Source organism: Janthinobacterium sp. GW460-12-1-14-LB5 (assembly GCF_059423585.1).
In genome coordinates, this window is sequence record NZ_JBWKYD010000029.1 from 49,920 (window position 1) to 75,422 (window position 25,503).

22 protein-coding genes are annotated in these 25,503 nt (G+C 63.1%); 14 read left to right on the forward strand and 8 right to left on the reverse strand.

All coding sequences use genetic code 11. The features are described from left to right. Positions 1-51 precede the first annotated feature (51 nt). Together AC07X6_RS24520 and AC07X6_RS24525 are read left to right on the forward strand one after the other, a co-directional pair. The gene (locus tag AC07X6_RS24520) at positions 52-756 is read left to right on the forward strand and encodes a glutathione S-transferase N-terminal domain-containing protein (RefSeq protein WP_494792673.1); all 705 of its coding nucleotides are present in this window, start codon (positions 52-54) and stop codon (positions 754-756) included. Between the two features lie 80 nt (positions 757-836). Then, a complete protein-coding gene (locus tag AC07X6_RS24525) occupies positions 837-1,610 on the forward strand; it encodes an alpha/beta hydrolase family protein (RefSeq protein WP_494792674.1) in 774 nt (257 codons plus the stop codon). Here the strand turns inward: AC07X6_RS24525 and AC07X6_RS24530 are convergent. The 3 genes from AC07X6_RS24530 to AC07X6_RS24540 all read right to left on the reverse strand — a co-directional run bounded on the left by AC07X6_RS24530 (position 1,600) and on the right by AC07X6_RS24540 (position 4,777). After that, the gene (locus AC07X6_RS24530) at positions 1,600-2,394 is read right to left on the reverse strand and encodes a hypothetical protein (RefSeq protein ID WP_494792675.1); all 795 of its coding nucleotides are present in this window, start codon (positions 2,392-2,394) and stop codon (positions 1,600-1,602) included. The genes AC07X6_RS24525 and AC07X6_RS24530 overlap by 11 nt on opposite strands. 84 nt (positions 2,395-2,478) lie before the next feature. Continuing rightward, a complete protein-coding gene (locus AC07X6_RS24535) occupies positions 2,479-2,829 on the reverse strand; it encodes a hypothetical protein (protein ID WP_034783462.1) in 351 nt (116 codons plus the stop codon). 70 nt (positions 2,830-2,899) lie between these two features. Further along, positions 2,900-4,777 carry a M61 family metallopeptidase gene (locus AC07X6_RS24540; RefSeq protein ID WP_494792676.1) on the reverse strand — a complete coding sequence of 626 codons (1,878 nt, stop codon included), beginning with the start codon at positions 4,775-4,777 and terminating at the stop codon, positions 2,900-2,902. Between the two features lie 193 nt (positions 4,778-4,970). On the opposite strand from AC07X6_RS24540, the gene AC07X6_RS24545 reads away from it, so the two are divergent. From AC07X6_RS24545 to coaD, 5 genes are all read left to right on the forward strand, one after another. Further along, positions 4,971-5,447, forward strand: coding sequence for an Hsp20 family protein (locus AC07X6_RS24545; RefSeq protein ID WP_230541183.1), 477 nt, complete (start codon positions 4,971-4,973; stop codon positions 5,445-5,447). 258 nt (positions 5,448-5,705) lie between these two features. Continuing rightward, a complete protein-coding gene (locus tag AC07X6_RS24550; RefSeq protein ID WP_230541182.1) occupies positions 5,706-7,223 on the forward strand; it encodes a Do family serine endopeptidase in 1,518 nt (505 codons plus the stop codon). Between the two features lie 51 nt (positions 7,224-7,274). Continuing rightward, positions 7,275-7,934: a response regulator gene (locus tag AC07X6_RS24555; protein ID WP_070221454.1), complete on the forward strand. Its 660-nt coding sequence runs from the start codon at positions 7,275-7,277 to the stop codon at positions 7,932-7,934. A 2-nt stretch (positions 7,935-7,936) separates the two neighbouring features. Then, positions 7,937-9,271: an ATP-binding protein gene (locus tag AC07X6_RS24560; RefSeq protein ID WP_046685864.1), complete on the forward strand. Its 1,335-nt coding sequence runs from the start codon at positions 7,937-7,939 to the stop codon at positions 9,269-9,271. A 94-nt stretch (positions 9,272-9,365) separates the two neighbouring features. Continuing rightward, positions 9,366-10,511 carry a pantetheine-phosphate adenylyltransferase gene (gene coaD / locus AC07X6_RS24565; protein WP_494792677.1) on the forward strand — a complete coding sequence of 382 codons (1,146 nt, stop codon included), beginning with the start codon at positions 9,366-9,368 and terminating at the stop codon, positions 10,509-10,511. A gap of 6 nt (positions 10,512-10,517) precedes the next feature. Here coaD and AC07X6_RS24570 read toward each other — a convergent pair whose 3' ends face one another. The 4 genes from AC07X6_RS24570 to AC07X6_RS24585 all read right to left on the reverse strand — a co-directional run bounded on the left by AC07X6_RS24570 (position 10,518) and on the right by AC07X6_RS24585 (position 17,030). Continuing rightward, positions 10,518-11,114, reverse strand: a complete 597-nt coding sequence (locus AC07X6_RS24570; RefSeq protein ID WP_494792678.1) for a 2-hydroxychromene-2-carboxylate isomerase — start codon at positions 11,112-11,114, stop codon at positions 10,518-10,520. Between the two features lie 15 nt (positions 11,115-11,129). Continuing rightward, positions 11,130-13,328 carry an OsmC domain/YcaO domain-containing protein gene (locus tag AC07X6_RS24575; RefSeq protein WP_494792679.1) on the reverse strand — a complete coding sequence of 733 codons (2,199 nt, stop codon included), beginning with the start codon at positions 13,326-13,328 and terminating at the stop codon, positions 11,130-11,132. 336 nt (positions 13,329-13,664) lie between these two features. Next, on the reverse strand, positions 13,665-16,067 hold the full coding sequence (locus AC07X6_RS24580) for a TonB-dependent receptor plug domain-containing protein (RefSeq protein ID WP_494792680.1): 2,403 nt from the start codon (positions 16,065-16,067) through the stop codon (positions 13,665-13,667). A gap of 177 nt (positions 16,068-16,244) precedes the next feature. After that, positions 16,245-17,030 (reverse strand): PhzF family phenazine biosynthesis protein, encoded by a 786-nt coding sequence (locus tag AC07X6_RS24585; protein WP_494792681.1) that lies wholly within the window; start codon positions 17,028-17,030, stop codon positions 16,245-16,247. 142 nt (positions 17,031-17,172) lie between these two features. On the opposite strand from AC07X6_RS24585, the gene AC07X6_RS24590 reads away from it, so the two are divergent. The 4 genes from AC07X6_RS24590 to AC07X6_RS24605 all read left to right on the forward strand — a co-directional run bounded on the left by AC07X6_RS24590 (position 17,173) and on the right by AC07X6_RS24605 (position 21,701). Then, positions 17,173-17,538 carry a toxin-antitoxin system TumE family protein gene (locus AC07X6_RS24590; RefSeq protein ID WP_474292343.1) on the forward strand — a complete coding sequence of 122 codons (366 nt, stop codon included), beginning with the start codon at positions 17,173-17,175 and terminating at the stop codon, positions 17,536-17,538. Further along, on the forward strand, positions 17,535-17,885 hold the full coding sequence (locus tag AC07X6_RS24595; RefSeq protein WP_230541176.1) for an HVO_A0114 family putative DNA-binding protein: 351 nt from the start codon (positions 17,535-17,537) through the stop codon (positions 17,883-17,885). Before AC07X6_RS24590 ends, AC07X6_RS24595 begins: the two co-directional genes overlap by 4 nt. A 165-nt stretch (positions 17,886-18,050) precedes the next feature. Next, on the forward strand, positions 18,051-21,182 hold the full coding sequence (locus AC07X6_RS24600; protein WP_494792682.1) for an error-prone DNA polymerase: 3,132 nt from the start codon (positions 18,051-18,053) through the stop codon (positions 21,180-21,182). Between the two features lie 39 nt (positions 21,183-21,221). Beyond that, complete coding sequence (locus AC07X6_RS24605) at positions 21,222-21,701, forward strand: GNAT family N-acetyltransferase (protein WP_494792683.1); 480 nt, start codon at positions 21,222-21,224, stop codon at positions 21,699-21,701. Here AC07X6_RS24605 and AC07X6_RS24610 read toward each other — a convergent pair whose 3' ends face one another. Next, on the reverse strand, positions 21,702-23,111 hold the full coding sequence (locus AC07X6_RS24610) for an FAD-binding oxidoreductase (RefSeq protein WP_494792684.1): 1,410 nt from the start codon (positions 23,109-23,111) through the stop codon (positions 21,702-21,704). It lies immediately after the preceding gene. A 183-nt stretch (positions 23,112-23,294) separates the two neighbouring features. Here AC07X6_RS24610 and AC07X6_RS24615 point away from each other — a divergent pair, with 183 nt between their 5' ends. From AC07X6_RS24615 to exbD, 3 genes are all read left to right on the forward strand, one after another. Then, on the forward strand, positions 23,295-24,200 hold the full coding sequence (locus tag AC07X6_RS24615; RefSeq protein WP_494792685.1) for a ChaN family lipoprotein: 906 nt from the start codon (positions 23,295-23,297) through the stop codon (positions 24,198-24,200). 104 nt (positions 24,201-24,304) lie between these two features. Next, positions 24,305-25,060: a tonB-system energizer ExbB gene (gene exbB / locus AC07X6_RS24620; RefSeq protein WP_494792686.1), complete on the forward strand. Its 756-nt coding sequence runs from the start codon at positions 24,305-24,307 to the stop codon at positions 25,058-25,060. A 2-nt stretch (positions 25,061-25,062) separates the two neighbouring features. Then, on the forward strand, positions 25,063-25,488 hold the full coding sequence (exbD, locus tag AC07X6_RS24625) for a TonB system transport protein ExbD (RefSeq protein WP_494792687.1): 426 nt from the start codon (positions 25,063-25,065) through the stop codon (positions 25,486-25,488). Positions 25,489-25,503 lie beyond the last annotated feature (15 nt).

Here is a 25,503-nt window from a genome sequence, read left to right on the forward strand (position 1 = left end):
TTGGCTATACTTGCTTTCTTGCGCCACGTCATACACTCAATAAGGATTTTCATGTCCCAACTTTCCGACTTCCCCATCACCCAAAAATGGCCGGCCCGGCATCCCGAGCGCCTGCAGCTGTACTCGCTGCCCACGCCGAACGGCATCAAGGTGTCCATCCTGCTGGAAGAGCTGGGCCTGGCGTACGAGCCGCACCTGGTCAGCTTCGAGCAAAACGACCAGCTGTCGCCCGCCTTCCTGTCCCTCAATCCCAACAACAAGATTCCCGCCATCCTCGATCCGGACGGTCCCGGCGGCCGGCCGCTGGCCCTGTTCGAGTCGGGCGCCATCCTGCTGTACCTGGCGGAAAAGACGGGCAAGTTCCTGCCGCAGGACGCGGCCCTGCGCTACGAAACCATTCAATGGCTGATGTTCCAGATGGGCGGTATTGGCCCCATGTTCGGCCAGGTGGGCTTCTTCCACAAATTCGCCGGCAAGGAATACGAAGACAAGCGTCCGTTGCAACGCTATATCGGCGAAGCGAAGCGTTTGCTGGGCGTGCTCGAGCAGCGCCTGCAGGGCCGCGACTGGATCATGGGCAGCCAGTACACGATTGCCGACATCGCCATCTTCCCGTGGGTGCGCTGCCTCGTGGGCTTCTATGGCGCCGGCGACCTGGTCGGTTTTGACAACTTTCCGAACGTGCGGCGCGCGCTGGACGCGTTTCTTGCCCGTCCCGCCGTCATCAAGGGGCTCGACATCCCGCAGCGCGGATAAGGTTGGCCAACTGCGGCAGCGGCCGGCCGGCGCTACAATGCGTCATCGGCCGCCCTGCGCGGCAGCTTTGATCTGAGACAATGAAATCCACCCGGCAAGATTTTCCCGGCGCGCACGGCCATGTGCTGGCGGCGCGCCTCGACGCGCCCGACGGCGCCATCCGCGCCTACGCGCTGTTCGCCCACTGTTTTACTTGCGGCAAGGACGTGCTGGCCGCGCGGCGCATCGCGCAAGGCTTGACGGAACACGGCATCGCCGTGCTGCGCTTCGACTTCACGGGACTGGGCGCCAGCGAGGGCGAGTTCGCCGCCACGAATTTCTCGTCGAATGTGGACGATTTGATCGCCGCCGCCGATTTCCTGCGGGCAAAACATGCTGCGCCGCAATTGCTGATCGGCCACAGCCTGGGCGGCGCCGCCGTGCTGGCGGCCGCCGCGCAAGTGCCGGAAGCGACCGCCATTGCCACCCTGGCCGCGCCGAGCACGCCCGCCTACGTGACGCGCATGTTCAGCGAGCATCTGGAGCAGATCGCCGCAGAGGGCGAGGCGCTGGTGCAGCTGGAAGGGCGGCCCTTCCGCATCCGCCAGCAATTCGTCGACGACGCGGGCAGCCATAGTTTAAAGGAGCACATCGCCGGCCTGCGCCGTGCCCTGCTGGTGATGCACGCGCCGAACGACACGACGGTAAGCCTGTCGAACGCGATGGATATCTTTACGGCCGCAAAGCACCCGAAAAGTTTCGTCTCGCTTGACGATGCCGACCACTTATTGACGGGGCGCAATGATGCGGCCTATGTGGCCAACGTCATCGCCGCCTGGAGCGCGCGTTATCTGCAGGCCGTGCCTACGCCATGAGGCCTGCAGGCGCGGCCAGTTTTTTCCTGACAAGCAGAAACACGATGGCGCCCAGCGGCAAGGAGATGATGAATGTCCAGGGCTGGTAGGCGCTGGTGCCGGCGGCAACGCCAAACAGCTGGATGGCGATGGGCAGGAACAGGTACTGTCCCGTTGCCCAGTTGAACGACAGCTGGCCGAAGCCGATGCTGATGAACAGCAACCAGGGCCATTTCCTGACGGTCAGCTTGCTGCGCAGGCATAACCCCAAAGCAAACAGGATCAGCAAGGGGGAGAGGATGGCAGCGCCGAGCACCACATAGTGGAGCAGCGAATTGCCGCCCAGCGTGAAGGTCGCCTGCTGTTCCAGCGATGTGGTTTGTGGCGCCACGCTCAAGCCCATGATGGTGGCGTCAGTGCCATATTTTCTCAGCACGATGGTGCTGACGATCCATTTTTCAGGATAGGCATATTCGAAGCTGACACTCAGCAATTGCGGCATATCGCGCTGTTCGATGCGCTGGTAGCCCACCACCCTGACGGACTGGGGCTCGCCTGCGGGGAAGGTGGCGCTCAAGGTGGGCAGCGCCTGGCGGATCTGATCGCCGTTGTTGCCCGGCTCGGTTGCCATGCGTACATAGTCCAGCTGTTTTTCACGCAGCAGATCGCTGTAATGCCGCGCCAGCTGCTGGTCTTGCAGCGGGACTTTTTGTTCAAAGTCCTTGATCAGGTCGGATTGCTGGCATCCGGCCAGCATGCAGAGCAGGAAGGGCAGGGCGCAGGTACGCAGAAAGAGCAGGAGCATGGGTGAAGGAAGCAAGGGGACGATGAAAAACGCCGCCCCTGCAGGGGCAGGCGCGGCGCATGATGGCGTTCCGGTGGCGAAGGCTCAGTCTTCGTCAAACTCTGCCGAAAGATCCTTCCAGCCTTTACTCACTGCAAAGGCGGAAAATTCCTCGGGCGCTTCCAGGACGATCAGTTTCTTGTCCTGCAAGCCCAGGTCGCCGTGGCCGAAGTCGGGGCCCACGTAGCCGAGGCTGCGCAAGCGGGCCAGGATGTGGCCGACCAGGGTCTTGTCCTTGTAGGCGCCCGCTTCGAGCGGGGCTGCGAAGTCGACGTAGACGTCGATGATGCCGTAGCCTTCGTCGAAGATGCGGATGGCCTTGATGTCGTGGGCACGGCCGGAGCCGTCGGTGGCCTTGAAGGGGCCGCTGAGCTGGATGTCGGTGTCATTATTCATGCCGCCAGCATACACCAAAAGCCGGCCCCGCATGGGGCGCGCGGCGCAAAATCACCGGGCAATCACCGCCTCAGCGCGCCTGCAGGATGGCCGACAGGCGGTCGCGCGTGCCGGCGATGCGCTCCAGTTGCGGGTAGCGCAAGCCGCCGTGGTAGTCGAGCGCCACCGTCTGGAATTGCTTGCCCTTTCTGACCAGCAAGTTGATCGGCTGCGGGCTCGTCTTGGCCGCCTGGATGGCCGCCTTCAGCAGCTTGGGCGTATAAGCCGTGCCATTCACGGCGAGCAAGGTCGTGTTGCCCGACAAACCCGCCCGGAAGGCGGGGCCATCCCACAGCAGCTTGCCCAGCTTGCCATCCTTGTCGATGGTCAAGCCCAGAGAATAGCTCAGGTCCGTGCTCTCGCCGCGCTCTTCATTGGCTTTCAGGAAGAGCGTGGGCGTGTCGCGGTAGACCAGCTTCCAGCCGGCGCGGGCCAGGCCATCGAGCGGCGCGCCGGGGCCGTGGCTCTCCAGGCGCGTGCGCAAAAAAGTGGCCCAGTCGTGCGGCTGCACGGCGTTCAGGGCCGCCACCACATCCTCGAAGGTGTAGGGCAGGGGCGTGGTGCTGCCATCCTGCACGCCAAAGAAGGCGCGGGCGAAGTCGTCCAGCGAGCGGCGCTCGCGGGACAGTGCGCGGATGGTGGTGTCGACGTCGAGCCAGACCAGCGCGCCTTCCATATAGTAATCCTCGTCGCGCTGCCAGCTGCTCCAGGCTATGGGGCGCCGGCCATTGATGATGGGATCGTTCGTCGTATCCTGCATGGTGCGCCAGCCGCGCCCGGGCATGACGTCGTAATGGGCCGCCGTCGCGGCGAACAGGTCGCGCATGTGGGCTGCCGCCACCAGGCCGGAGCGGGCCGCCAGCACATTGCCCCAGTACTGCGTCTGGCCTTCGTAGACCCACAGCAGGCTGTTTTGCAGCGGCGTGTTGAAATCGGGCGTGTCCTGGCCGGCGGGGCGGCGGAACTTGCCGTTCCACGAATGCGCCAGCTCGTGCGGCAGCAGCACGCGCTCCGCCTCGTTCTTGTCCCACTCGCTGAAATAGCCGGGCTTGACGCCGTTTTCGCTCGATTGCAGGTGTTCGCGGCCGATGCCGCCGAACTCGTCGCTCAGGGCCAGCAGGAAGTCATAGTGGCGGTAGTGGCGCGCGCCGAACAGTTTATAGGCTTGCTGCAGCATGGCCCGGTGTTGTTCGATTTGCAGCGGCGACGCTTCCAGGCTGTCGGCGCTGTCGGCCATCACGTTCAGGTGCACGGGGATTTTGGCGCCCGGATCGAGGTCGATGCGCTCGAAATGGCGCCCCGCGAAGACGGGCGAGTCGACCAGGGTGTCGAGGTCCAGCGGCTCGAAATCGACTTGCTGGCCGGCTGGCGTGGCCGCCCGCGCGCGCACTTCCAGGGCGCTGGCAAATTCCCAGCCGGCCGGCAGGGTCAACGATGGCTGCACGAGGATGTCGCGCGCGGCGCGCCCGGCCGGATACAGTGTCATCGCATGCCATTGCACGCCCAGCATGGCGCCCGTCATGGTGATGCGGCCCTGGCTCGTGTCGACGGGCGAGAGGAACTGGTATTGCGCTTCCACGCTGCTGGCGCCGGCCGGCACGTCGAGGTGAAAGGCGAACATGTTGACGGGATCGCGCCGCCATTCCAGGGGCTGGCCGTTGGCGGACAGGCGCAGGCCGGCCAGCTGGTTCAGGGGGCCGCTGGGACCGTGGTTGCCCGGCACCCATTGCGGATACAGCAAGGTCAGCTTGCCGGGCGCGGCGGGAATGCTTGCGCGGATGCTGAACAGTTGCTGCGCCACATTGCTGGCGTCCACCTGCAGCACGATGGGGGGAGCCGTGGGCGAGGCGGCCTGGGCCGCAGTGGAAACGAGCAGGGACAAGGCGAAAGAGAGGAAGGCACGGGACATGGGGCGGCGGCTGGGTGGCAAACGGCGAGTCTAGCATTCTGTAAAAATTTCTTACAAATTTGAGGCTGTCTGGGGCGTTTTGCGCCAATTTCAAGGCCTTGAAAGGCGCTGGAGAGGCCGTATATCGGTAACAGGCGGATGCTCACGGTGAGGTCCGCCCCTCTTATCGCTTCATTTGAAAAGGATATTTATCATGCGTACTTTTGACCTTGCCCCCCTGTACCGTTCCGCCATCGGCTTCGACCGCCTGGCACAGTTGCTCAACGAACAACGCGCCGATGCGCAACCGAGCTATCCTCCATACAACATCGAACTCGTGTCGGAAGATAAATACCGCATCGTGATGGCCTTGGCCGGCTTCTCGCGCGAAGAGATCGACATCATCACGGAACGCGATTCGCTGCACGTCACGGGCCGCAAGCAGAAAGATGGCGTCGAGCGCACGTTCTTGCACCGCGGCATCGCTGCCCGCGATTTCGAACAGCGTTTCCAGCTGGCCAACCACGTGAAGGTCACGGGCGCCACGTTTGAAAACGGCATGCTGACCATCGACCTGGTGCGTGAAGTGCCGGAAGCGCTGAAACCGCGCAAGATCGAAATCGGCACCGGCGGCGATACCATCGCTGCGGCCGCTAACGTGAATGCGCTGGAACAGCGCCAGGCGGCCTGATCTGACTGCGGCGCCCCTCGGGCGCCCGGGCTAGCCTCTCCCATGCAGTAAAATACTGGCCGGTTGATCCGGCCAGTGTCACGTCTGGAGCCAGTTCGGGTCCTCCTTGATCGGCATGCAACATGCGTGCGGCAGGCAAGATTAAACCTTGCTTAAAGGCGCAAATGCCTGTTTCCAAATGGAAAAATGTTAAGCACCGCCTAAGACTCGTGGCCCACTATTGCATACATCAAAATCTCATTAAATGAGGAGCAATTCATGGAACAGCAAACGAATACCGCATCCCTGAAAATCAAACGCACCGTAGCCGCGCTGGCCGCGATCGGTGTGCTGGGTGCCGGCGGCGCCATGGTGGTGCATCAGAACAATGCTGGCGCGAATGCCGCAGCGGCCGCCGCCGCACCCGCCCCCGTGGCTGCCGCCGTGGCGCCTGCCGCCAGCGCGCCGCTGGTGGCCTTGCCCGACTTTAGCCAGATCGCCGCGCGCAACAGCCCGGCCGTCGTCAATATCAGCGTGACGGGCAGCACCAAGGTGGCCTACGATCCCTCGGCCCAGGCCGGCAATGACGATTTCGGCAACGACCCCTTCTTCGAATTCTTCCGCCGCTTCCAGGGGCCGCAAGGCGGGCAGCGCGGTGGCCGCGACGTGCCTACGCACGGCCTCGGTTCCGGCTTCATCGTCAGCCCCGACGGCGTCATCATGACCAACGCCCACGTGGTGCGCGATGCGCGCGAAGTGACCGTCAAGCTGAACGACCGCCGCGAATTCCGCGCCAAGGTGCTGGGCACGGATCCGAAGACCGATATTGCCGTGCTGAAAATCGACGCCAACAACCTGCCCATCGTGCCGCTCGGCCATTCGAGCGACCTGAAAGTGGGCGAATGGGTGCTGGCCATCGGTTCGCCGTATGGCTTCGACAGCACGGTGACGGCCGGCGTCGTCAGCGCCAAGGGCCGTTCCCTGCCCGACGACAGCAATGTACCGTTCATCCAGACGGACGTGGCGGTGAACCCCGGCAACTCGGGCGGCCCCCTGTTCAACACGCGCGGCGAAGTGGTCGGCATCAATTCGCAGATCTACAGCCAGACGGGCGGCTTCCAGGGCCTGTCGTTCGCCATTCCGATCGACCTGGCCGGCCGCATCAAGGACCAGATCGTCGCCACAGGCAAGGCCAGCCACGCCAAGCTGGGCGTGACGGTGCAGGAAGTCAACCAGGGCTTTGCCGACTCGTTCAAGCTGGCCACGCCGGAAGGCGCGCTGGTGGCCAATGTCGAGCGGGGCAGCCCGGCCGACAAGGCGGGCCTGAAATCGGGCGACGTGGTGCGCAAGGTGAATGGCCAGCGCATCATCGGTTCGGCCGACTTGCCGGCGCTGGTGGGGACGTCCTTGCCGGGCGACAAGATCAGCATGGACGTCTGGCGTGACGGCAAGATCGTCAGCCTGACGGCAACCCTGGGCAATGCGGCCGACAAGGTGGCCGAAGTGGCGAAGAACGACAGCGCCGCCGGCAAGGTAAAGCTGGGCCTGGCCCTGCGTCCGTTACAATCGGATGAAAAGCGCGAGGCGGGCATCAGCGCCGGCCTGCTGGTGGAAGACGCGGGCGGCGCGGCGGCGAATGCCGGAGTGCAGCCGGGCGACGTGCTATTGTCGGTGAATGGCCGTCCCGTCAACACGGTCGAGCAGGTGCGCGACGTGGTGGAAAAATCCGCCAAGTCGGTGGCCTTGCTGATACAGCGCGGCCCCGATAAGATCTTCATTCCCGTGCGCCTCGGTTGATCTGGCGCAGGATGCAAGGTCGATAAAACAGTCAAGATGAAGGAGTAGGGCATGCGCTTATTGCTGGTAGAAGACGATACGATGATCGGCGAGGTGGTGCTCGACTTGCTGCGCGCCGAGCATTACGCGGTGGATTGGGTCAAGGATGGCGACATGGCCGATACGGCCCTGCAGACGCAGACCTATGACCTGGTGCTGTTGGACCTGGGCTTGCCCCGCAAGGATGGCCTCGATGTGCTGCGCTCGATGCGCTTGCGCAAGCTCGATACACCCGTCCTCGTGGCCACGGCGCGCGACGCCGTCGAGCAGCGCATCGCGGGCCTCGACGCGGGCGCCGACGATTACGTATTAAAACCGTATGACCTCGACGAATTGCTGGCGCGCATACGCGCCCTGCTGCGGCGCGCCTCGGGCCGCCCGGAACCCGTTTTCGAGCACCAGGGCGTGTCCATCAATCCGCTGACGCGCGAAGTGATCGCCGAAGGCCATCCCGTGAACCTGTCGGCGCGCGAATGGGCCGTGCTGGAAGCATTGATCGCGCGTCCCGGCATCGTGCTGTCGCGCGCGCAGCTGGAAGAAAAACTGTACAGCTGGAAGGATGAAGTCAACAGCAACGCCGTGGAAGTGTATATCCACGGCTTGCGCAAGAAGCTGGGCAGCGACTTGATCCAGAACGTGCGCGGCCTCGGCTACATGGTGCCCAAGGCATGAGGATGAAGGTCACGGTGACGCATTCGCTGCGCGGCCGCCTGCTGTGGTTTTTGCTGGCGGCCATCATCATGGCGGCCCTGGCGCAAGCCTCGATCGCCTACCGCAGCGCCCTGTACGACGCCGACCAGATCTTTGATTACCACATGCAGCAGATGGCCCTGTCGCTGCGCTCCGGCGCGCCGCTGGCCAACCATGCGCAAGCCTTGCCGGCCGACCCCGTCAACAACGACATGGTGGTGCAGGTGTGGACGCCGGACGGCGTGCAGGTGTTCCGCTCGATCACGCGCGCGGAACTGCCGCAGCGCGCCGTGCTGGGCTTTTCCAACGTGAAAGCCAACGGCACGACTTACCGCATCTTTTCCGTGCAAACCAGTTCCCAGACCGTGCAGATCGCCCAGGACATGGCCGTGCGCAAGCGCATGGCCGGCAGCCTGGCCTTGCGCACGGTGGGGCCCATCGCCCTGATGGCGCCGATATTGATGCTGGTCGTCTGGTGGGTCGTCAGCGGTTCGCTGGCGCCCGTCTCGCGCGTGCGCAAGCAGGTGGCGGCGCGCCAGGCGGACGATTTATCTCCCGTCTCGGAAGCGGGCTTGCCCGACGAGGTGCGCCCCCTTGTGCATGAACTGAATTTGCTGTTCGGCCGCGTCAAGACGGCGTTCGACGCGCAGCAGCACTTTGTTGCCGACGCCGCGCATGAATTGCGCACGCCGCTGGCGGCCTTGAAGCTGCAGGTATTGAGCCTGGAACGGGCCGAATCGGAAGAAAAGCGCAGCCTGGCGATTTCCCGCGTCAGCGCCGGCATCGAGCGGGCCACGCGCCTGGTCGAGCAATTGCTGGTGCTGGCGCGCCAGGAAGCGAGCGCCGCCAGCGGCGACCAGCTGCAGGCGGTGGACTTGAACGACGTCGTCAAGCGCGCGCTGGGCGACATGGCCGGCATCGCGCAGGCGCGCAAGATCGACCTGGGCCTGCATCACATGGATGCGGCCAAGGTGGCGGGCCAGGCCGATGCGCTCAACATCATGCTGCGCAACCTGGTCGACAACGCCATCAAGTACACGCCGCAGGGCGGCACGGTCGATATCGACCTGCGCGCCAGCCCCGTCGGCGTGACGTTATCGGTGGAAGACAGCGGCCCCGGCATCCCGCCCGAGGAGCGCGAGCGCGTCTTCAGCCGCTTCTACCGCGTGCCCGGCACGGACGCCAACGGCAGCGGCCTGGGGCTGGCCATCATCAAGGCCATCGCCGAACGCCATGGCGCGCGCCTGGTGCTCGACAAATCCGAGCGCCTGGGCGGCCTGTGCGTGCGCGTGGAATTCCCGCAAGCCGTGAAAAAATAACGTTTTGATCATGATCTTTGGCATGTTGCATTGACGCGCGCGCCGCTGGCATATATTGTCTGCGCAATAAGCAATCAAGCAAACGGAGCGCAGCATGCAGAAGATCGGCTTTTCAGGAACCCTCGATCCCATCACCAACGGCCACATGTGGGTGATCGGCGAGGCGCGTTCGCTCGCCGACGAGGTGATCGTGTTCCTGTCGCAAAACCCCGCCAAGAAGCCGCAGTTCCCGGCCGAAGACCGCAAGCGCATCATCGAGCAGAGCGCGCGCGAGTGCGGCTGGGAGAATGTGCAGGTGGTCATCGTCAAGGGCGACTACACGGCGCGCGCGGCGAAAAAGCACGGCTGCGACTACCTGATCCGCGGCATCCGCACGACGGCCGATTTCGACTATGAAAACCTGATCCAGCAAACGAATGTGGACGTGCTGCAGGGCGCCAAGACGATTTTCGTCATGCCGCCGCGCGACCTCGGCTCCGTCAGCTCCAGCTTCGTCAAGGCGCTGGAAGGCCCCGTCGGCTGGAACTGGACCATGAAGAAATTCGTCCCCGGCCCCGCCTACCAGGCGTGGATACTCGACTGCCTGCGCAAGGAGTGGGAAGCGCTGTGGCACTACGCGACCGCCTCGCAGGCCGACATCGCGCTGGCGGACCACTGGTTCGCGCACCTGACGGGGCCGCAGGCTTACGGCGGCGAGGACCGCCACTATCACAATCTCGACCACCTGGTGCACGGCCTGTCCGAGATCCGCGTGTGGGCCGACAATACCTATGCGCCCAAGCGCGACAGCGCGCTGGTCAAGAAAGCGTTCTGGTTCCACGACGCCGTCTACAGCCACGACGAAGACGCCCTGTATTCCAGCGAAGAGGCCAGTGCCCAGCTGTGGCTGGCCAGCGGCCTCGATGCGGGCGACAACCTTGATGTGGCGCAATTGATACGCGCCACCGACCATTTCCAGGGACCGGGCATCAGCCACGCGCTGAAAGACGCCATGCTCAGCGCCGACCTGGCCATCCTGGGCCAGGACGAGGAGGTATATCACGCCTACACGCAAGCCATCGTGCGCGAATACGCGCACGTGGATCCCGCGCGCTTCAACGAGCAGCGGGGCCTGGCGCTGCAGCATTTGTGCGGCAAGGCGCAGGCGGGCCAGCTGTTCGGCGATGCATACTTTGCCGACCAATACAACGAACGGGCCATTGAAAACATGCAGAAGGAAATCGCGGCGCTGGCCGGCTGATGCTCGTCAGGGGCGGGCGGCGGCATGCGCCAGCGCATCGTCGAGCCGGTCGTTGCCCCAGAATAATTCCCCATGACTGATGAAGCTGGGGGCGCCGAACAGCTTCAGCGCTTGTGCCTGCTCGGTCTGGCGGCGCAGCCGTAGCTTGTTGTCCTGCGTCAAAGCCAGCGCCAGGATGGCGCGCGCATCGAGGCCCAGTTCCTGCAAAGCCTCGCTGACGGCTTCGAGGTTGTCGATGTCGCGGTCTTCGGCGAAATTCATCGCCATCATGCGGCGCGCAAAGGGCGCAATCCAGCCCTGGTCCGCGCCGATCAGCGCCACGCGCATGGGCAGCAGCGCCGTGCGGGGGAAGACGCCCGGTTGCTGCCATGGCAAACCGTACTTTTCACACTGGCGCGCCATGTCGCGCCACGTGTAGTCGCCCTTGATTTTTTGCAAGACGAACGGCGACGTCTCCCAGCCCAGCGCCTTGAAGACGACGCCCAGCAGGAAGGGTTTCCAGATCACTTGCACCTGCTTTTCACGCGCCAGCGCGTCGATGCGCATGGCGCTCAGGTAGCTGTAGTTGCTGCCGAAATCGAACCAGAATTCCAGTGTGGCCATGGCATCGTTTCCAGATCAGGCCGCCGCCGCCCTGGCGCGCGCCGCGTGCAGTTTCTTGAAGCTGTCGATCAGGCGCTGGTGCCGGTCGAGGCCTTCCAGCTGCATGCTGGTCGGGGTCAGGCCGAAGAAGCGCACGCTGCCATCTACCGAGCCCAGCACCGCGTCCATGCGGTCGTTGCCAAACATGCGGCGGAAATTGACGACGTAATCGTCCAGTTCCAGCTCGTCGTCGAGTTCCACTTCCAGCACCACGTTCAAGGCTTGATAGAACAGCTTGCGCTCGAGCGTGTTGTCGTTGTACTGCAGGAAGGTTTCCACCAGTTCTTTCGCTTCCTCGAATTGCTGCAAGGCGAGATGAATCAGCAGCTTCAATTCCAGGGTCGTCAGCTGGCCCCACACCGTGTTTTCGTCAAACTCGATGCCGATCAGGGTGGCGATGTCGCCGTACTCGTCGAGTTCGCTGTTTTCCAGCCGGTCGAGCAAGTCTTCCAGGCCGGCATCGTCCAGCTTATGCAGGTTCAGGATGTCGGCGCGGAACAGCAGCGCCTTGTTGGTGTTGTCCCAGATCAAATCTTCGACTGGATACACTTCCGAATAACCGGGCACGAGGATGCGGCAGGCGGTGGCGCCCAGCTGGTCATACACGGCCGTGTACACTTCCTTGCCCATGCCGGCGAGGATGCCGAACAGGGTCGCCGCTTCCTCGGCATTCGAGTTTTCGCCATGGCCGGAAAAATCCCATTCGACAAAATCGTAATCGGCCTTGGCGCTGAAGAAGCGCCACGAGACGATGCCGCTCGAATCGATGAAGTGCTCGACGAAGTTGTTCGGCTCGGTGACGGCTTCGCTGGCAAACGTGGGTTGCGGCAAGTCGTTCAAGCCTTCGAAGCTGCGGCCCTGCAGCAATTCCGTCAGGCTGCGCTCGAGCGCCACTTCCAGGCTCGGGTGCGCGCCGAACGAGGCAAACACGCCGCCCGTGCGCGGGTTCATCAGGGTGACGCACATCACCGGGTACACGCCGCCCAGCGACGCATCTTTTACCAGCACGGGGAAACCCTGTTCTTCCAGGCCCTGTATGCCGGCCAGGATGCCCGGGTATTTCGCCAGCACTTCCTGCGGCACGTCGGGCAGGGCGATTTCGCCTTCGATGATTTCGCGCTTGACGGCCCGCTCGAAAATTTCCGACAGACATTGCACTTGGGCTTCGACCAAAGTATTACCGGCGCTCATGCCATTGCTGACATACAAGTTTTCAATCAGGTTCGACGGGAAATACACGACCTCGCCGTCGGACTGGCGCACATACGGCAGCGAGCAGATGCCGCGCTCGGCATTGCCGGAGTTGGTGTCGACCAGGTGCGAGCCGCGCAGCTCGCCATCGGCATCGTAGATGTCGCGGCAGTATGCGTCGAGAATCTCCTTCGGCAGCGCATCCTTGCGGCCCGGCTTGAACCAGCGCTCGTTCGGGTAATGGACAAAATCCGCGTTGGCGATGTCCTCGCCCCAGAATGACCCGGCGTAGAAATGGTTGTTGCTGAGGCGCTCGATATACTCGCCCAGGGCCGACGCCAGCGCGCTTTCCTTGGTCGCGCCCTTGCCGTTGGTAAAACACATGGGCGAATGCGCGTCGCGGATATGCAGCGACCATACGTTGGGAATGATGTTGCGCCACGAGGCGATTTCAATCTTGATGCCCAGGCCCGCCAACAGGCCAGACATATTGGCGATGGTCTGTTCCAGCGGCAAATCCTTGCCTACAATATAGGTGCTGGCTTCGCTGGCCGGATTGAGCATCAGCAAGGATTGCGCATCGGCATCCAGGTTCGCGACTTCTTCAATGACGAATTCGGGGCCCGTTTGCACCACTTTTTTCACAGTGCAACGGTCGATCGAGCGCAGGATGCCCTGGCGGTCCTTGGCCGAGATATCGGCCGGCAACTCGACCTGGATCTTGAAAATCTGCTGGTAGCGGTTTTCCGGATCGACGATATTGTTTTGCGACAGGCGGATATTTTCCGTGGAAATATTGCGCGTATCGCAATACAACTTCACGAAGTAGGCCGCGCACAGTGCCGATGATGCCAAAAAGTAATCGAACGGGCCGGGCGCCGAGCCATCGCCCTTGTAGCGGATGGGCTGGTCGGCGATGACCGTAAAATCGTCGAACTTGGCTTCGAGACGCAGCTTGTCGAGAAAGTTGACTTTAATTTCCATGAGGTAATCCAATACTGTGCTTATGAGTTAGCCGCTATTATCCTTGCTTTCCGCCGCGGGACAAAGATTGTTCACTGCGGCCGTGCTGGCCGGGAGCCACTGGGGCAATGATGCAGGCATGATAGTTCATGGCTTTTCACCTATCGCACAGAACGTTATCTATATGATTATTCTTGCTGATATACAAAAATCGCAAGCTGTGATGGACGAGCTCGCGTCGTAGTGCGATGTTGGCCTTGGTCGTGCTGCGCGGACGTGAGTATATTGCCGCCCGCCTAAAAAAACAGCGGCTGCCCATGCTGGCGCAGCCGCTGTTGCTTCAGGCGGACACGGTGATCAGAACTTCACCCACAGCCGTCCGAAATACGAGGCGCCGTTCAGGCCGAACTGCACGCTGTCGTATTTGAAGCCGTTATCCGTTTCGTCCGCGTTTTGCGTGGTGGGCTTGACGTTGAAGATGTTGTTGCCGCCGAAGGTCAGCTTGGTATTCTTGTTGATGCTGTAGGTAAAGCTCAGGTCGGCGGACGTCTTGGCCGCGTAGCGGGCGTTCGGCACGCCTTCAGCCGTGCCGCTGAAGGTGCCCAGGGTTTGCGGGCCAAAGTAGATGATGCGCAAGTCCGACTCCAGCTTGCCCGTGATGTAATCGAAGCCCAGCGTGGCTTTCGAACGGGGGCCGCCCTGTTCGATGAACAGGCGTTCGCGCTCGGACAGCAGCACGTCTTCAAAGCCCGTCAGCGAGGCGGGCGTCTTGACCTTCGTCACTTCCGTCTTGCTCAGGTTCAAGGCCAGGAAGGTGTTCAGGCGGCTGCCGGCGAATTCTCCCTTGTGCGAGGCCGTCAGGTCGAGGCCGCGCGTGCGCGTGTCGATGGAGTTGACGAAGAATTGCGCCTCGCCCACGCCCAGCAAGGCCAGGCGCGCGGCCAGGTCCGGGTAGTTGTCGGCATTGAAGCGGCCCGACAGCACGATGCGGTCCTTGATCTTGATGTTGTACAAGTCGGCCGTCACGGAAATGGCTTGCGTCGGCGTCCAGGTGGTGCCGAACGTAAAGCTGGTAGATTTTTCCTCTTTCAACTTGGGAATGCCGGCCGCGTTGGCGACGGCGCCGCCGTTCGGCGCCAGCACCACGTCGGTGGGCACGCCGCCGATGAAGTCGGTGAAGGTGGACGAGAAATACACTTGCTGCAACGATGGCGCACGGAAACCAGTGCTGGCCGAGCCGCGCAGCAGCACGTTCGGCGCCACTTTATAGCTGGCGGCCAGCTTGCCCGTCACGGTGGAGCCGAAATCGCTGAATTTTTCGTAGCGCAGGGCCGCCTGGGTTTTCAGGCGTTCCGTCCAGTCCAGTTCCACATCGGCATACGCGGCGATGCTGTGGCGCTTGGCCTTGGTGGCGTCGCCGGGCTGGAAGCCGGGAAAGCCCTGGCTGCCCGCATTGCCGCCCATGCCCACGCCGTCGGCATCGATGTAGGAGTTCGGCTCGCCGGCCATGATCTTGTATTCCTCGCTGCGGTACTCGGCGCCGAAGGCCACGTTCATGCCGCTCAGTACCGTGTCGTAGTAGCGGCTGAAATCGGCGTTGCTGGTCAGCTGCTGGAACGAGAAGCCGCCCGCGTCAAAGTTGCTGGCGCTGACGCCCTTGCCGCCGTTCATCAAGTCGAGGTTGGCGATCGAGGCATTCAAGGTATGGCTGATGTCGTAGCGCATCTTGTTGTAGCCATAGGTTTGCGAAAAGTCAGCATGCCATTCGCCGATCTGGCTGCGGTGGCCGATGGTGGCGTACTGGTCGTCGATCTTGCCGTTAATGAAGGGTACGAAGCCGTCCGGATACATGGCGGCGGAATTGCGCGATGGAATGTCGTCGCTGCCGATGCCGCCCCGGCCGAATGCGGCGCTCGATGCGTCGCGCGTCTGCGCGCCGGCCGTGAAGTACAGCTTGCCCGTGGGGCTGGTGGCGTAGTCGCCATTCAGGTACAGGGTTTTGTTCTTGGACTTGGTGTCGCCGATGATGCGCATGCTGTCCGCGTCGGCGCGGTTCGAGCGGCCCCGGTCCAGGTATTCGCCCGTGATGGCCAGCGTGCCCTTGTCGCCCAGCGCGATGCCGCAGTAGGCGGAGGTCATGTAATTCTTGCCGTCGCCTTCGGAATACTGGCTGTAGCCGGCCACCGCTTCGCAGCCCAGGCTTTTCTTCAGTTCGATGTCGATCACGCCGGCAATGGCGTCCGAGCCGTACTGGGCGGCGGCACCGTCGCGCAGCACTTGCACGTTCTTGATCGCCAGCAAAGGAATCGCATTCATGTCCGTGCCCGTGTTGCCGCGGTTGCGCGCGCCGAACAGGTTGACCAGGGCCGTCGTGTGGCGCCGCTTACCGTTCACCAGCACGAGGGTCTGGTCGGAACCGAGGCCGCGCAGGGCGGCCGAATCGATCAGGTCGGCCCCGTCGGCACCCGTCTGGCGCGTGGAGTTGAACGAGGGCGAAATGTATTGCAGCGATTGCGCCAGATCAAACTGGCCGCCTTGCTCGGCCACCCGGGAAATCGGGATGATATCGACCGGCACCATGGTGTCGGTGGCGGAACTGGCGACGCGGCGCGAGCCGACCACGCTGACCGTTTGCACGGGACCGTCCGTGGCGGCCGCTTCCGTGCTCTGGGCCATGGCGGCGGGACTGAAGGCGGCCAGGGCGGCGCTGCCGTACAGGCTGATGAGGATGGCTTTACGCAAGGTGGTAAGGGTCGGCACGCAGTGTCTCCAAGTGGCTGATGAGCAAGATTCGTGACTTGATTCTAGTGCCATCATTTCAGCATTCACCAGCGATACTTTGTTTTGTTATTACAAATTTGCCGTAACTGTTGTTTCCTGGTTGATTATCTTTTTGCCGCTGCCTGGCTTGCCTTGTACTGGTGCGCAATGCTCCATTCAGGTGCTGCGTTGCACCATGCCGCCCACCCAGATTACGTCTGCGCTGTATTGCACCTCGATCAGACACGGCTGCTGCGTCACGTGGCCCTGATGCAGGCGCAGCGACTGTTGCAGATGCGCCGCCAGCGCGCCCGCCGCCACGCCCGTGGCGCTGTCTTCCAGGGCCGGATCGCGGTGGTTGAAGTTGCGCCCTTCATATTCGCTCTCGCCCGTGCGGCAATACACGTAGCAGCCGCTGACCTGGTGCAGGGCGCTCCAGTCGGCGATCAGTTCCAGGTTCGGCCGCAAGGCGCGCAGGGTGGTGCGGTCGGCCACTTCCAGCAGCAGCTTCGGGCTGCCGACGGAGGCGATGACGGGCGGCGACAGCAAGTGCATGTGCTGGCCCATGAGTTCGGACGGGATATATTTTTCCAGCATGACGGTCGGTGCCGGCTGCGAAGTCAAGCCAATGAATAGCCCTTCCGCGCGGCGCACCAGCTGCAAGGCTTGCCCGCGCATGGCCGTGCTCACCGTCAAGGTTGCCGGGGCGCCGGGCGCCGTCAGCAGCACATGCGCGGCGGCCAGGGTGGCGTGCAGGCACAGGGGGCTGCGCGTGTGCGGATAAAAATAGTCGAGCACGATGCCGCCGTCCGCCTGCCGGTCGATGAAGACGCAGGCGCTCACTTGCCGCTCGCGGGCGAAGGACTGGCGCGCCGTTTCGCCGCTGCCGTCGTTCTCCACGACCAGCGCCGCATTGCCGCCACCGGGGGCGGCGCCGAAACATTTTAATAAGTGGACGATCATGGCGGTCGATGCAAAAGGTAAAACACCAGCATAAACGAAAATAGGTACAAAGCTTCTCGATGTCTTGGCCGGATGGAGTCAAAGGCTGCAGTTATTGAGGCTTTCGTGGAATCGGCATATCAACAGATGATATACTTCCCGCATGCGGATCGATCCTGCCATTGATACATTGCTGGACCTGGATGGCTCCATCCTCGACCAGGATGGCGGTTATTGGATCAAGATAGAAGCCAGGCGGACGGAGGTATCGGATGAGATTCCTCATGGCATACGCTACTCGCTGACGCTGCATGAACCATATGGCAAACGCATCCTCGGTTACGACAATGCGCACATGGTAAAGCCGCCAAAGAAATTCAAATATGCGGGACGTATCGTGGCATTCGACCATAAACACCGGCATCCGTCAGATCAGGGCGTGCCATACGAATTCAAGGATGCACAGCATCTCATCAATGATTTCTTTGCTGACGTGGATCGCATTTTGCTGGAGGTAAAAAAGCAATGAAACCGATTTTTATTGGCATCATGCCGCAAGAGAAAATCCGCGAACGCGTGCTCGCCATCGCTCGCGGCATATATAAACCGGAGGAGGATGAGCCCAAGGTCTGGTTCACTTCGATCAAATCGCTGGCGGAAGTCCTGAGCGACGAAAACCGGGCGTTGTTGCACGTGATTCTGGAAACGCAACCGGAATCCATCTCTGCATTGGCTGAGATAACGGGCCGTAAACCGAGCAACCTGTCACGCACATTGAAAACAATGTCCAATTACGGCATCGTGGAATTGAAACGGGAGCGAAATCAAGTTCGCCCCGTAGCCACAGCGACGGAGTTCCGCATAGTTGCTAACTGATTTACCGGACTATCAATGTGATCTGTCATGCGACAGGCCAAAGCCAAGCGCAGGCCGGCAGACGTTCCGTGCGCCCATCAAAATGAATACTATCCGACTAGAACCGGTTACTTGATTCAGGATGAGTATATTATACTGTGTTTATATACAGTATTGAGGTAGATCATGTGGGGCGCCGTCTTACCCGAGTATGCTGAGTTGTACTGCCTGAGCAATTTCAGCTTCCTGCATGGCGCCTCGCATGCGGAAGAGCTGGTGGCGCGCGCAGTCCAGCTTGGTTACAAGGCGCTGGCCATTACTGACGAGTGTTCGCTGGCCGGCGTCGTGCGCGCCCATGCGGTGGCCAAGCGGGCCGGTTTTCCCCTGATTATCGGCGCGCATTTTCATTTGACGCAGGCCGACGGCAGTCCGGGGCCGTCCCTGCTGGCGCTGGTGCGCGATATCGACGGTTACGGCAACCTGTCGGAACTGATCACCATGGCGCGCACGCGGGCGGCCAAGGGGCGCTATCTGTTGACGCCGGACGATTTCACCGTGCCATCGCCGGAGTTTGCCCATTTGCGGGGGCTGCCCGGCTGCCTGATGATCTTGCTGCCTGGCTATCCGGCCAAGGCGGAAACCGTGCGCGCGCAGGGAGAGTGGATGGTGGCTACTTTTGGCAGCGAGCGCAGCTGGATCGGCCTGAACCTGCTGCAGCGGGCGCAGGATGACGCGCACCGCGGCGCCGTGCAAGAGGCGGGGCAGGCGCTGGGCTTGCCCGTGGTGGCCGTCGGCCATGTGTGCATGCACGTGCGGTCGCGCAAGCCCCTGCTCGACACGTTGTGCGCGATCCGCGTGGGCAAACCCGTGGGCGAGTGCGGCTATGCGCTGGCGCAAAACGCGGAGCAGCATTTGCGCGCGCGTTTGCGCCTGGCCAATGTGTATCCGCCGCAAGTACTGGCGGAAACCGTGCGCATTGCGGGTCAGTGCACGTTTTCGCTCGACAGCCTGCGCTATGACTATCCCGTCGAGTTGGTGCCGCACGGCCACACGCCGGCGACGTATCTGCGCGAAGAAACGTATGCGGGCGCGCGCATGCGCTTTCCGCTCGGTATTCCGGCCAACGTGCAGCAGCAGATCGAGCAGGAGCTGGAGCTGATCCGGGATCTTTCCTACGAAGCGTACTTTTTGACCGTCTACGACATCGTGCGCTTTGCGCGCTCGCAAAACATCCTGTGCCAAGGCCGGGGTTCGGCCGCCAATTCGGCCGTCTGCTATTGCCTGCACATCACGGAAGTGGACCCTGCGCGCGGCAATTGCCTGGTCGGGCGTTTCATGTCGCGCGAGCGCAACGAGCCGCCCGACATCGACGTCGATTTCGAGCACCAGCGGCGCGAAGAGGTCATCCAATATATCTACGGCAAATATGGCCGCGAGCGGGCCGCGCTGGCCGCCGTGGTGATCAGCTACCGGCCCAAAAGCGCCTTGCGCGACAGCGGCCGGGCGCTGGGGATCGACCTGGCCATCGTGGAAAAGGTGGCCAAGGCGCATCGCTGGTTCGACGGCAAGCGCGATCTGCTGGAGCGCCTGGCCGAATGCGGGCTCGACCCGGAGGCGGAACTGTCGCAGCAGTGGGCGGGACTGGCGCAGCAATTGCTGGGCTTTCCCCGCCACCTGTCGCAGCATCCGGGCGGCTTTGTCATCGCGCAAGGAAAATTGTCGCGCCTGGTGCCGATTGAAAATGCCAGCATGGCCGAGCGCAGCGTCATCGAGTGGGACAAGAACGACCTGGAAGAACTGGGCTTGATGAAGGTCGACGTGCTGGCGCTGGGCATGTTGTCGGCCTTGCGCCGCGCCCTGGAACTGGTGAGTGGGCGGCGCGGTGAGGAATTTCGTTTGCAGGATATTCCCGCCGAAGACCCCGCTACCTACGACATGATGTGCGAGGCGGACACCATCGGCGTGTTCCAGATCGAGTCGCGCGCGCAGATGAGCATGCTGCCCCGGCTGCGGCCCCGTGAATTCTACGACCTCGTCATCGAAGTGGCGCTGGTGCGTCCCGGGCCCATCCAGGGCGGCATGGTGCATCCGTATCTGCAGCGGCGCCAGCAGAAGGAGCCAGTCGAGTATCCGAAGGGCCTGGAAAAGGCGCTGGGGCGCACCCTGGGCATCCCGATCTTCCAGGAGCAAGTGATGCAGGTGGCCATCATCGCGGCCGATTTCACGCCCGGCGAAGCGGACCAGTTGCGGCGCGCCATGGCGGCCTGGAAACGCAAGGGCGGCATGAACAATTACCATGACCGCATCGTCGACGCCATGGTGGACAATGGCTACGAGAAAGTATTTGCCGAGGCCATCTTCAGCCAGATCGAAGGTTTCGGCGAATACGGTTTTCCCGAGTCGCACGCGGCCAGTTTCGCCTTGCTCACGTACGCCAGTTCCTGGCTGAAATGCCACGAACCGGCCGCCTTCCTGTGCGCCTTGCTCAACAGCCAGCCCATGGGCTTTTACAGCCCCTCGCAACTGGTGCAGGATGGCCGCCGCCATGGCGTGCAGGTGCTGCCCGTCGACGTGGCCGTCAGCGGCTGGGAGGCTGCGCTGGAGGGGGATGCTCCGGCCGTGCGCCTGGGCTTGAACAGCCTGTTCGGCATGCGCGCGGACGCGGCCCAACGCATCGAGGATGCGCGCGCCATCGCCGCCTTTGCCGACGTGGCCGACCTGGCCCGCCGTGGCGGCCTGGATCGCCATGATTTGCAGGTGTTGGCCGCCGGCAACGCCCTGCATGCGCTGGCCGGGCACCGGCGCGCGGCGCTGTGGCAGGCGGTGGGCGCCGTGCCGGACAGGGATTTATTGCGTGCCACCACGCCGGAGGAAGACTTGCCCGTGCTGGCCGCGCCGACGGAAGGCGAAAGCATCGTCAGCGACTACCGCGCGCAAGGCCTGACCCTGGGCCGCCACCCGCTGGCGCTGCTGCGCGCACAGTTGCTGGAGGAACGCTTTCTGCCCGCCGCGACGCTGGCCAGCTACACGGATGGCCAACTGGCGCGCGCCTGCGGCATCGTCACCGTGCGCCAGCGTCCGGGCACGGCCAAGGGCGTCATCTTCATGACCCTGGAAGACGAGACGGGCACCGTCAACGTCATCGTCTGGCCCGACCTGGTGGAAAGCCAGCGGCGCGAAGTGCTGAGCGCGCCGCTGCTGGGCGTGTACGGCGTGTGGCAGCGCGAGGGCATCGTGCGCAACCTGGTAGCCAAGCGCCTGGTCGACATGTCGCACTTGCTGGGGCGCTTGCGCACGAGCAGTCGCGATTTTTGTTGAGGCTTGTCAACATCGCCCAGGCGGTGGCATGATTGTCATATGACTACTTTACCCGAACCGACACTGCGCCCCGCCCTGGTCGCCGACGCGCCCGCCATCGTCGCCCTGATCGACGACCTGATGCCCTTTCTGACCCTGCACCCCGATGGCGCGGGGGCGGAAAAGTTCATCGAACATTGCCGCCGGCCCGCCATCGAAGGCTATCTGTCGCAGACACGCTATGCGTATCAACTGGCGCATATCGACGGCGTACTGGCCGGCGTCGTGGCCATGCGCGACAACACGCATCTGTTCCACATGTTCGTGCCGCGCTCCCTGCACCGGCGCGGCATGGCGCGCCGCCTGTGGCAGGCAGCCCGCGATGCGTCGCTGGCCAGGGCCGATGTGACGGCGTTTACCGTCAATTCCTCGCTGTATGCCTTGCCCCTGTATGAAAGCCTGGGCTTTGTCGCCACGGGGCCGAAGGTGGAAATGGATGGCATCGCCTTCGTGCCGATGCGCATGGAATGGACGGCCTGATTACCAGCGCACGATCTTGCCCGGATTCATGATGTTCTTCGGATCCAGCGCGTGCTTGAGGGCGCGCATGGTGTCGATGGCGCCCTCGCCATGTTCTTCCACCAGGAAAGCCATCTTGTGCATGCCCACGCCGTGTTCTCCCGTGCAGGTGCCATCCATGCCGATGGCGCGCGTGACCATGTCGCTGTTGACCTTTTCCGCGCGGGCGATGTCGGCCGGGTCGTCGGGGTCGACCAGCATCTGCACGTGGAAATTGCCGTCGCCCACGTGGCCGATGATGGCGTAGACGAGGCCCTGCGCTTCGCAATCGGCCTTGGTGGCGAGGATGCATTCGGCCAGGCGCGAAATCGGCACGCAGCAGTCGGTGGAAATGGCGCGGCTGCCGGGGCGCATCTGCAGCAGGGCGAAATATGCGTTGTGGCGCGCAGCCCACAGGCGCGAGCGGTCTTCGGGGCGGCTGGCCCACTCGAAATCGCTGGCGCCATGTTCCGCCGTGATGGTTTGCACCAGTTGCGCCTGCTCGGCCACGCTGGCCGGTGTGCCGTGGAATTCAAACAGCAACAGCGGCTTTTCCGGCAACGCCATCTTGTCGTAGGCATTGATGGCCTTGACGCCATTTTCATCGAGAAACTCGACCCGTGCCACAGGAATACCCATCTGGATGGTCTGGATCACGGCGCTGACGGCTTCGCCCGTGCCGGGAAACGAACACACGGCCGCCGAGATCGCTTCCGGCAGCGGATACAGTTTTACGGTCACTTCCGTGATGATGCCCAAGGTTCCTTCGCTGCCGACAAATAGACGCGTCAGGTCGTAGCCGGCCGATGATTTTTTCGCCCGGGTCCCCGTCCTGATGATGCGGCCATCGGCCGTGACCACCGTCAGGGCCAGCACGTTTTCGCGCATGGTGCCGTAGCGCACGGCGTTCGTGCCGGACGCGCGCGTGGCCGCCATGCCGCCCAGCGAGGCATTCGCGCCCGGGTCGATGGGGAAAAACAGGCCCGTGTCGCGGATTTCCTCGTTCAGCTGCTTGCGCGTCACGCCCGCCTGCACGGTGGCCGTCAAGTCTTCATCATGCACTGCTACCATGTGATTCATTTGCGACAGATCAATCGTCACGCCGCCATGCAGGGCCAGCACGTGGCCTTCGAGCGAGGTGCCGCTGCCGTAGGCGATGACGGGCACGTCGTGCGCGCTGCACAGCTTGACGGCGGCCGCCACTTCCTCGGTGGAGTGGGCGAAGATGACGGCGTCCGGCAGCATCGGGGGATAGCTCGACTCGTCGCGGCCATGGTGTGCGCGCATGGCTTGCGTCATGGAAAAGCGGTCGGCAAAGATCAGGGAAAGTACGGCAGCAAGAGATTCTGGCAGCGGTTTTTTCAGTACCGCCAACTGGTCAGTTTGATTCACGCAAGTCCTCCGTTTTTTTTATTCTACTCCGCGCCCGGGGATTTCACCGAAGCACTATTTTTGCCAGTTGTAAAAAATTGCGCATGGTGCGCCATGCATGGGTTGCAAATGAGAATCATTTCTATTAGAATGCCCGCCAGTAGTTATTTTGCAATGCGTGCTTCCCCCCGAAAGGCCATGCCCATGAGATTTCCCCTGTCCCTCGCCGCCGTCCTGCCCGCCTGCGTGCTGGCGCTGAGCGCCTGCAGCAGCGTTGCGCCCGCCACTGGCACGTCCTCCGCCGCCACGGCGCAAGACGTGCGCCAGCTGGGCGAGATCGTCGACCTGCGCAGTGGCCAGCGCGTGACTGCCGATCAATTGCTGGCCCAGCTGGCCGCCGCCCCGCGCGTCATCGTGGGCGAGCAGCATGATCAGCTCAGCCACCACCGGATCGAGCAGTGGCTGCTGCAGCAATTGCAGGGCCAGCGTCCGCAAGGCAGCGTGCTGCTGGAAATGCTGAACCCGGACCAGCAAGCCAAGGTGGACAAGGTCAAGCCGTGGCTGCAGACGGACCCCGTCGTGCGCCCCGAGCACGTGGCCGAGCTGCTGGCCTGGCAGCCGGGCTGGAAGTGGCCGCAATATGGCGACCTGGTGATGACCGTGATGCGCGCGCCGTATCCCGTCTGGTCGGCCAACCTGAACCGCAGCGAGATCAAGCAATTGTTTGTCGACAAGCCGGCCGTGCAGGGCAAGCATTCGAACCTGGCCAATGATGGCAAGGTGCATGACAAACTGAAAGACATCATCCGCGTGATGCATGACAACCAGATCGACGCGCCGCGCCTGGCCGCCATGCTGTCGGTGCAGCAGCAGCGCGACCGCCGCATGGCCGAGCGCCTGCTGGCCGCGCCCGCGCCGGCCCTGCTGATCGCCGGCGCCTACCACGCGCACAAGGATCTGGGCGTGCCGCTGCACGTGCAGGACTTGACGGGCGGCCCCGCGCCGCTGGTGCTGGTGCTGGCGCGGCAGGGCGCCACGGTGCAGGCGCCACAGGCCGATTTCGTCTGGTACACGCCGGTGGCGGCGCCCGCCATCGCCAGCGCCAACTAAGTCATTGCATCTCCGCCGGGCGTTCAGCCCGGCACTCCTCCCCAGCAAGTCTCTTCGCAGCAGCCAGGTAGTCCGTCCGATTTTTCTTACCTGTTGAAGCTTCCATGCGTATTTCCTGTCTCAAAGCCGCTGCTGGCGGCGTGTTTCTTTCCATCTTTCATTCCGGCGCACAAGCGTCCGCCTTGCCGCACGATATGTCGCCGCTGGGCATGTTTTTCGCCGCCGACCAGGTGGTGAAAAGCGTGCTCATCGGTTTGTTGATCGCCGCGCTGGCCACCTGGGTGGTCTTGCTGGTGAAGGGCGCCAGCTTGCTGCAAGCGCGGCGCGCGGCGGCGCAAGCCGTCGCCGTGCTGAAGACGGCCACGTCCTTGCCGGACGCGGCCGCCAAAGCGGAGGGTGCCGGTGCCGCCTCGCTGGCGCAGCAGCTGCTCGATGACGTGCAGCAGGAACTGAACCTGTCGCACGCCAATGCACCGGCGGCGGCCCTGAAGGAACGGGCAGGCTTTCGCCAGGAACAGTTCATTGCGCAGCAGGTGCGCAGCATGACGCAAGGCATCGGCTTGCTGGCCAGCATAGGCGCCGTGGCGCCCTTCGTCGGCCTGTTCGGCACCGTGTGGGGCATCATGAACAGTTTCATCGGCATCGCCGCCAGCCAGAGCACGAATCTGGCCACCGTCGCGCCCGGTATCGCGGAAGCCTTGCTGGCGACAGCGCTGGGCCTGGTAGCGGCGATTCCCGCCATCGTCATCTACAACGTCTTGAGTCGCGGCATCAATCAGGTCAAGGCGCAGCTGCGCGCCGCTTCCGCGCAAGTGCTGCTGATGCTCAGCCGCGACCTCGACATGCGCCAGCAGGCCTGAGCATGGCGTCTCTTTTTCCTTCGCCGGACGACGACGCGGCCGACATGCCGGAGTTGAGCGAGATCAATGTCACGCCCTTCATCGACGTGATGCTGGTGCTGCTGATCATCTTCATGGTGGTCTCGCCGCTGGCCACCGTCGACCTGAAGATCGACTTGCCGGCCGCCACGGCCAAGCCCGAGCCGCGTCCCGACAAGCCCCTGTTCGTCTCCCTGAAGGCCGACCGCAGCCTGTATCTGGGCGAGTCGCCCGTGGCGCGCGAGCAACTGGGCAGCCGGCTCGACGCGCAGACGGGCGGCGACCGCCAGCGCACCCTGTTTTTCCAGGCCGACAAGCAAGCCGCGTATGAAGACGTGCTGGGCGTGATGGATGCCCTGCGCCAGGCCGGCTACCTGAAAGTGGGCCTGGTGGGCCGGGAGGGCGGGTGAATCCCCGTCCGGTAT